Here is a 1,771-nt window from a genome sequence, read left to right as displayed (position 1 = left end):
AGTTACAGACCCCTACCAATTATCGTTTATACCGATAAGAAACTTAGCAAAGCAGAAGAAGTTCACCTCAAGCGCATTGGCGAAACTACTCCGCTCAAACAAGTACACACTCCAGAGCGTCTCCTAGATGAAACGGCGTTGTTTCTGCATCGAGTGCAGTCAAACTTACCCGCACAAGCGAGAGAAATGCTGGAACAACTGTACAAAACAGATTACGTACTGGCTGGCAAAAAAGTACTCATTGTCGATGACGATGTGCGTAATATTTTTGCCCTCACCAGTATGCTGGAACGCTATCAAATGCAGGTGATTTATGCCGAAAACGGTAGGGATGGTATAGCTGTTTTGCGAGGAACTCCAGATATCGATATCGTCCTTATGGACGTAATGATGCCGGAAATGGACGGATACGAAACAATGCGAAATATCCGCCAAATACCTCAATTTAAAAAACTGCCGATGATTGCACTCACTGCCAAAGCGATGAAAGGCGATCGCGAAAAGTGCATCGAAGCAGGTGCGTCCGATTACATCACCAAACCAGTAGATACAGAGCAGTTACTCTCGATGCTGCGCGTTTGGCTCTATCGATAAAATTTCAAATTTTAGATTTCAGATTGCAAATTAATTAAATTTGAAATCTAAGATTTAAAATCTGAAATTTCCTCAAGAGCAATGACCAATGATCGACCACGAAAAAGTCAATGTCTTAATGGTTGACGACCATCCAGAAAATTTGCTAGCGCTAGAAGCAATACTAGATTCTTTAGGTCAGAATCTGGTAAAAGCCCATTCTGGTGAAGAAGCATTAAAATGTCTGCTCAAGCAGGACTTCGCCGTGATTCTGCTTGACGTTCAAATGCCAGGAATGGATGGATTTGAGACTGCAACGCTGATTCGACAACGAGAGCGTAGCCGCCACACCCCGATAGTTTTCCTGACAGCCTTCAGTACCAGCGACTCCTTTGTGTTCAAGGGTTATTCTTTGGGTGCGGTGGACTACCTGCTCAAGCCGATAGAGCCGGAAATATTAAAATCGAAAGTTTCCGTATTCGTTGACTTGTGCAAGAAGACTCTAGAAGTCAAGCGACAAGCAACCCAACTGGCAGCTATGAATGCCGAACTCAGAGAAAGCGAAGAGCGGTTTCGCTGCTTGAGCTACTGTTCCCCAGTCGGTATTCTGCTGACAAATACTGACGGTCTCTGCACTTACACCAACCCGCGCTGCCAAACCATTTGCGGTTTTACTCTGGAGGAAAGCTTGGGAGAAGGTTGGCTGGAGTCAGTGTATTGGGAAGATCGAGCGCGAGTAAAAGCTGATTGGTTTGCCTATACTTCTAGAGAGGCTTCCGCAGGGACAATAATTAAGGCTGACCGAGAACATATTTTGACAGCAGGGCATTACTCCAACGAGTTTCGCTGCCAGACAAGTGAGGGAATTATTCGTTGGGTTAACTTCCAGTCCTCGTCGATGCTCTCCGATCGCGGCAAGTCGATCGGCCACGTCGCCACAATAGAAGATATCACCGATCGCAAGCAAGCGGAGGAAGAGCGCACAAAATTGCTGCGGGAGCAAATCGCAAGGCAACAAGCCGAGGCAGCAAACCGTATGAAGGATGAGTTTCTGGCGACCCTCTCCCACGAACTCCGCACGCCGCTTAACTCGATATTAGGCTGGGCTCGCTTGCTCCGCACTCGCAATTTTGATGAAGAAACAACAGCTCGCGCTCTCGAAACGATCGAGCGCAACGCTAAGTTGCAAGATCGGAAG

The 1,771-nt window shown here is 46.9% G+C and carries 2 protein-coding genes; both read left to right on the top strand.

Features of this window, described 5'->3' with window-relative positions; all coding sequences use genetic code 11:
• The coding region (locus H6S82_RS31950; protein WP_191057404.1) for a response regulator at nt 1-594 on the top strand (594 nt) is incomplete at its 5' end.
• Between the two features lie 88 nt (nt 595-682).
• The coding region (locus H6S82_RS31945) for a response regulator (RefSeq protein ID WP_191057403.1) at nt 683-1,771 on the top strand (1,089 nt) is incomplete at its 3' end.

Origin of the sequence: Planktothrix sp. FACHB-1355, from assembly GCF_014748295.1 — a bacterium.
Lineage (GTDB): Bacteria > Cyanobacteriota > Cyanobacteriia > Cyanobacteriales > Aerosakkonemataceae > Aerosakkonema > Aerosakkonema funiforme_A.
The sequence above is the reverse complement of the archived record's forward strand: the minus strand, read 5'-3'. Positions and strand labels throughout refer to the sequence as shown.